We start from the raw sequence: 5,122 nt of genomic DNA, 5'->3' as shown, positions 1-5,122 counted from the left end.
GCGCAGGCACGGTCCACTCCCCCGCCCACCTCCGCGGGGGTCGAGGCGCGGCTCCCCGCGCCCACGGGCCCGCACGCGATCGGTACGTTCTCGACGCGGCTCGTCGACCGTTCGCGGCACGACCCATGGGTGACCTCGCAGCCGTACCGCGAACTGATGGTCAGCGTCTGGTATCCGGCGGCGCGGACTTCGGGCGGCGAACACCGCCTGGCGCCGTACATGGCTCCGGGAGCGGCCGCGCGCTGGGACGCGATGGCACCGCACGGCATCCCCAAGGGCTCGATCGACTTCGCGGCGATGCGGACACACGCCCGCGAAGGTGCCCCGGCCGACACGAGCGACGGCCGGCGTCCGGTGGTTCTGTACGGGGCAGGCGCGAACGACCCCCGTACGTGGGGCACTTCGACGGTCGAGGAGCTGGCGAGCCGCGGCTATGTGGTGGTGACGATCGACCACACCTCTGAGGCCCCGGCGGTGCAGTTCCCCGACGGCTCGGTGAAGGACGACGCCCCGCTGCGCAAGGCACTCGAGGAGGCACAGCGGAACGACGCGATGCCGGCCCTGCTGAAGAAGGTCCTCGACGTCCGGGTGGCCGACTCCAAGTTCGTCCTGGACCGCGTAAGTGCCCTGCCGCACGGCCTCTCCAAGGTCGTCGACCTGCGGCGTGTGGGCATGTTCGGCCAGTCGGCGGGCGGCATCACGGCCGCCGAGACGATGTACGAGGACCGTCGGGTGAAGGCAGGCATCAACCTGGACGGCACCTTGGAATACAACCCCGAGCCGAACGGCACGAACCTCATGCCAGTGGCCCGGCACGGCCTGGACCGCCCGTTCCTCCTGATGGGCAGGCAGGGCAGCGACCGCACGACGGAACCTTCCTGGCGGGAGTTCTGGTCCCACACCAAGACCTGGAAACGAGACCTGACCCTGCGCGGCTCCCAGCACCAGACGTACACGGACCTGGCCTCGCTCCTGCCGCAGGCCGGGGTGAGCCAGAAGGTGATCGAGGAGAACATAGGCACGGTCACCCCGGCCCGCGCGATAGCGGCCCAACGGGCCTACGTCTCCTCGTTCTTCGACCGCTGGCTGCGGGGCCAGGACGACAGGCTGCTCGACGGTCCTTCGGGGCGGTGGCCGGAGGTGGAGTTCGCGGGGTGAGCCCGCGCTGGGCCTGCGCCGAGGGTGAGCCGACGTCAGGTGGTCCCGCTGGGCTGCCCCGGTGCCGCCGGAGTGTCCGGCGGTGTGCCATGGGCCTTGCGTTCCGCGTGGTCCAGCCAGCGCAGGTACCACTCGGCGAAGGTCACGCGCTTCTTGCCCGCGCGCTCGACCGGGAGCACCCCCTCACCCACCGCCCGCACGTCGTCCCACATCGTGCCGCACTCGGGACCGGTGACGGCGAGGAGCGTGTAGTAGGCGCAGCCCTGCTCGCTGACGCACAGGGTGCCCTCGGTCAGGGCTTCGTGGAGTTCGTCGTGGCGCGCGTCCCAGGTGCGGTAGTCGCGCAGGAACGCCTCCTCGTCGGAGTACGCCGCCCGCTGGGGCTCCGCGCACTCGTGGGCGTCCAGCTCCTGCGTGCGCTCGGGGCGGAAGGGGAGCGCGGCGTCCCCCGGAGCCTCTCCCGGCGGGGCCGGCCGCACGGGGAACAGCCCGTAGTCGGGGCCCGCGCCGCCTGCGCCGACCTGGAGGAGGAAGCTCCGGTACTCCGCGGGGAGAGCGACGCCGAGCCGCCACTCCACCGCCAGAACCTGCTCCTCGGTAAGGACGGGCCTCAGCTCGAAGCCATGGCCGTACCTCCCGAATTCCGCGCCGAACACCGCCCGCCAATTCGGTGCATCGCGAAGGGCCAGCACACGCCCCCGTACACCCTCCCAAACCCCGTCCACCTGCACTCATCCCCTTCACGGACGACGCCCGAAACGGACCCGCCCTTGCCCAGGATCACCGTACGCGCCTGGCGTGAATGCTCTTTCAATCCGGTTCGGGCCGGTTCAGTACGAGAGACGCGACCTGCGCTGACCACCGTGCGGCAGCCGATGCGGCAACTGGGCGAGGAGACGGTCGAGTTGCTGGTGCGCCGCCTCGGCGAGGGGCGGGACGGCGATCCGGTCTCGCTGATGCTGCCGGTGACGGTGGCACGGCGGGCCGCTGCGGCTGCGGCTGCGGCTGCGGCTGCGGCTGCGGCTGCGGCTGCGGCTGCGGCTGCGGCTGCGGCTGCGGCTGCGGCTGCGGCTGCGGCTAGCCTTCGCGATCACCGCGCTCGGCGTGCCTGAGGAGTGTCGTTTCGTCGGTGAATTCCTTCACTCGGACGAGTGCTTTCCGGTTCTCCGGCATTCCGGGACCAGCGCCGCGACCGATACACCCTGCTTCGTGACAAAGAACCTCGTGCGCGGCATGGCCGCGCTCGCCTTCGCTGCCCTGCCCCTCCTCGCGACCTCACAGTCCGGGTACGCGGCCGACCACGCGGCGCCCCGGGCGTCCTCGGCAGGCGACACCTTCGACATCCGCAGCGCCCTGCACGACAAATGCCTGGCCACCAACGGCGACAACGTAGAAGTGCAGACCTGCCGGGGCACCGGCAACCAACTCTGGTTCTGGGAGGACGGGAAGCTGCGCAATCTGGCGGAGCTGCACTGCCTGGACGTACGCAACGGCGAGATCGACGCCCCGGCCCAGGCGGTCGGTGACTGCCACGGCCTGCCCAATCAGCAGTGGAAGCTGGAGGGTTCGTGGCTGCGCACCGACGTGAACCGCCAGTGCCTGAGCATCCAGGGGCGCGGCGACTCGAGCGAGCACGCGGGCATCAACGTACGTGACTGCGAGAACGTGGCCTGGCAGTCCTGGAAGATGCCGTCGGCGTGACGCCCGGCGGGTGGCCCCGACCGGGGGTTGACGGCGTGGCCTGACCTCCCACGCGCACACGAGAGAGCCAGGACCCGCACAGGCCCTGGCTCTCTCCGCCGTCCACGTCCGCGCTCGCGCAGGAGCTCAAGGAGCGGTTCAGTATCTGAGCGGGGCGACCGACCGAGGGTCGGCCGTCGCCCCGGCCCTCGGTCGCGGCGTCGCCCCGGCCCCCGGTCGCGCACCCCCGAAGACGGCCATACGCTCCCAAATGTGACGCCGCCCTCGCACATAGCCGTGCGGGCGACAGCGGCAGCCGCCGCACTGCTCACGTGGTGCCTGCTGCTCCTGCCCGCCCCCGCGGCACTCGCCGTACCGGCCGAAGACCCGGTCACGCTCTCCCGTGACGGCCAGACCACCGACAAGGCAGGCGCACTCGGCGACCGCGAGGGCGCCGCCGAGGAGGCACTCGACCGGCTCTACGACGACCGTGGCATGCAGCTCTTCGTCGTCTACGTACGCGACTTCTCCGGCCGCTCGGCACAGGACTGGGCGGACACCACCGCCGAGCGCAACGGCCTTGGCCTGGACGACGTGCTGCTCGCCGTCGCCACCCACGACCGCCAGTACGCCTACTCCGTAGAGCGCGGTTCGCGGCTCACCGAGGATCAGCTGCGGGACGTCGCCACCACCGCGATCAAGCCCGCGCTGCGCGAGAACGACTGGGCGGGCGCGGCCGTCGGCGCCGCGAACGGCTACAGCGCGGTCCTTGCGGGCAGCCCCGTGCCCACCCCGACGATCACTCCGGGGGACCCCGATCCGGGCGGCGGATCCGGGGGCGGCAGCGACGACACGGCGACCGGCGACCTGGTCCTGCCGATCGTGGCGGTCGGCGGCGCGGGGGCCATCGCCCTGGTCGCCCACAGCCGCCGCAAACGGCGCGCCACCACGCGTACGACGCCCGGAGGCGGCGGTTGGGGCAAGGGAGCACTGCCGGCCTCGCTCCCCGAGCTCGACAAGAAGTCCCAGCGGCTCCTGGTGGAGACCGACGACGCGATCCGCACCAGTGCCGAGGAACTCGGCTTCGCCACCGCCCAGTTCGGCGACGAGACGGTGCGGCCGTTCACCGACGCGCTCACCTACGCCCGTGCTGAGCTGACGACGGCCTTCCGGCTGCGCCAGCAGCTTGACGACGCCCATCTCGAGGACGACGCGACCAAACGCGCCATGCTCGAAGAGATCGTCACGCGCTGCACGGAGGCGGGCCGCCGCCTCGACGCGGAGGCCGCCGGCTTCGACCAGTTGCGCGCGCTCGAACGCGACGCGGCGCAGGCCCTGGAGCACGCCGAGACAGTGTTCCGGCAGGTCAGCGGGCGTACGACCACCGCGGAAAGCACCCTCGCCACCTTGCGTGAGAAGTACGCGCCGTCCGCGTCCACGCAGGTCGTGGGCCATGCAGAGCAGGCCAAGGACCGCCTGGTCTTCGCCACGACGCACCTGAACCAGGCACGGCAGGCGATCGACGCGGGCGACAACGGCAGAGCCGCCGTCCATCTGCGGGCCGCCGAGGGAGCCGTCGACCAGGCGGGCACCTTCGTGGACGCGGTCGACCGTCTCGCGGACGAGCTCACACTGGCCGCGGAGAAGCTCCCCGCGGCGCTCACCGAGGCGGAGACCGACCTCGCCGACGCGCGCGGTCTCCTCGAAGGCACCCTGGAGGGCGTCTCGACGGCTGACCTGCACGGTCGTATCGCCCGCGCGGACGCGGTCGTCGCCGGGGTCCGCAAGCAGGTGGCGGCGGGACCTCTCGACCCGATCGACGCCCTGCGCCGGGTCGAGGAGGCCGACGCCGCCCTCGACGCGTCCCTGGCGGGCGCCCGCGAACGCGAGGTCACCGACCGGCGCACCGTCGCCCTCCTCGGCCAGGCCATGCTCACCGCGCGCAGCGCGGTGGGAGCGGCGGCCGACTTCATCGGCACACATCGGGGCGCGGTGGGCAGCGCGGCCAGGACCCGCCTGGCGGAGGCTCAGCGGCATCTGGCGGGCGCGGAGGCCGCCCACGACTCCGACGCCGCTGCCGCGCTCGCGGAGGCCCAGGAGGCCGACACCCGGGCCCGGCAGGCGCAGCAGCTCGCCGAGGGCGACGTACGCGGCTTCGGCAACCCCTACGGAGGCGGCGGGCGCGGCGGTGGCATGGGCGGCGCGGTGCTCGGCGGCATCATCCTCGGCGAGCTCTTGGGAGGCGCGGGCCGCGGGGCGGGCGGCGGAGGCGGCGGCTTCGGAG

The 5,122-nt window shown here is 72.6% G+C and carries 4 protein-coding genes and 1 pseudogene; 4 read left to right on the top strand and 1 reads right to left on the bottom strand.

Features of this window, described 5'->3' with window-relative positions:
- Nucleotides 1-1,158, top strand: a 1,158-nt coding sequence (locus E2651_RS41060) for a hydrolase (RefSeq protein WP_348541704.1), incomplete at its 5' end; no start/stop codon positions are given.
- A 35-nt stretch (nt 1,159-1,193) separates the two neighbouring features.
- Here the strand turns inward: E2651_RS41060 and E2651_RS45815 are convergent.
- Nucleotides 1,194-1,850, bottom strand: a complete 657-nt coding sequence (locus E2651_RS45815) for an SMI1/KNR4 family protein (RefSeq protein WP_245239532.1) — start codon at nt 1,848-1,850, stop codon at nt 1,194-1,196.
- A 153-nt stretch (nt 1,851-2,003) separates the two neighbouring features.
- Between E2651_RS45815 and E2651_RS45810 the strand changes: the two are divergent.
- The 3 genes and pseudogenes from E2651_RS45810 to E2651_RS41045 all read left to right on the top strand — a co-directional run.
- A pseudogene (locus E2651_RS45810) lies at nt 2,004-2,270 on the top strand (substrate-binding domain-containing protein); the annotation flags it as partial.
- A gap of 97 nt (nt 2,271-2,367) precedes the next feature.
- Complete coding sequence (locus tag E2651_RS41050) at nt 2,368-2,859, top strand: ricin-type beta-trefoil lectin domain protein (protein WP_135336368.1); 492 nt, start codon at nt 2,368-2,370, stop codon at nt 2,857-2,859.
- Nucleotides 2,860-3,111: 252 nt separating this feature from the next.
- On the top strand, nt 3,112-5,122 hold a 2,011-nt coding region (locus tag E2651_RS41045; RefSeq protein WP_245239531.1), incomplete at its 3' end, for a TPM domain-containing protein.

Origin of the sequence: Streptomyces sp. MZ04 (genome assembly GCF_004684775.1) — a bacterium.
In the GTDB taxonomy this organism is placed as follows: Bacteria; Actinomycetota; Actinomycetes; order Streptomycetales; family Streptomycetaceae; genus Streptomyces.
The sequence above is the reverse complement of the archived record's forward strand: the minus strand, read 5'-3'. Positions and strand labels throughout refer to the sequence as shown.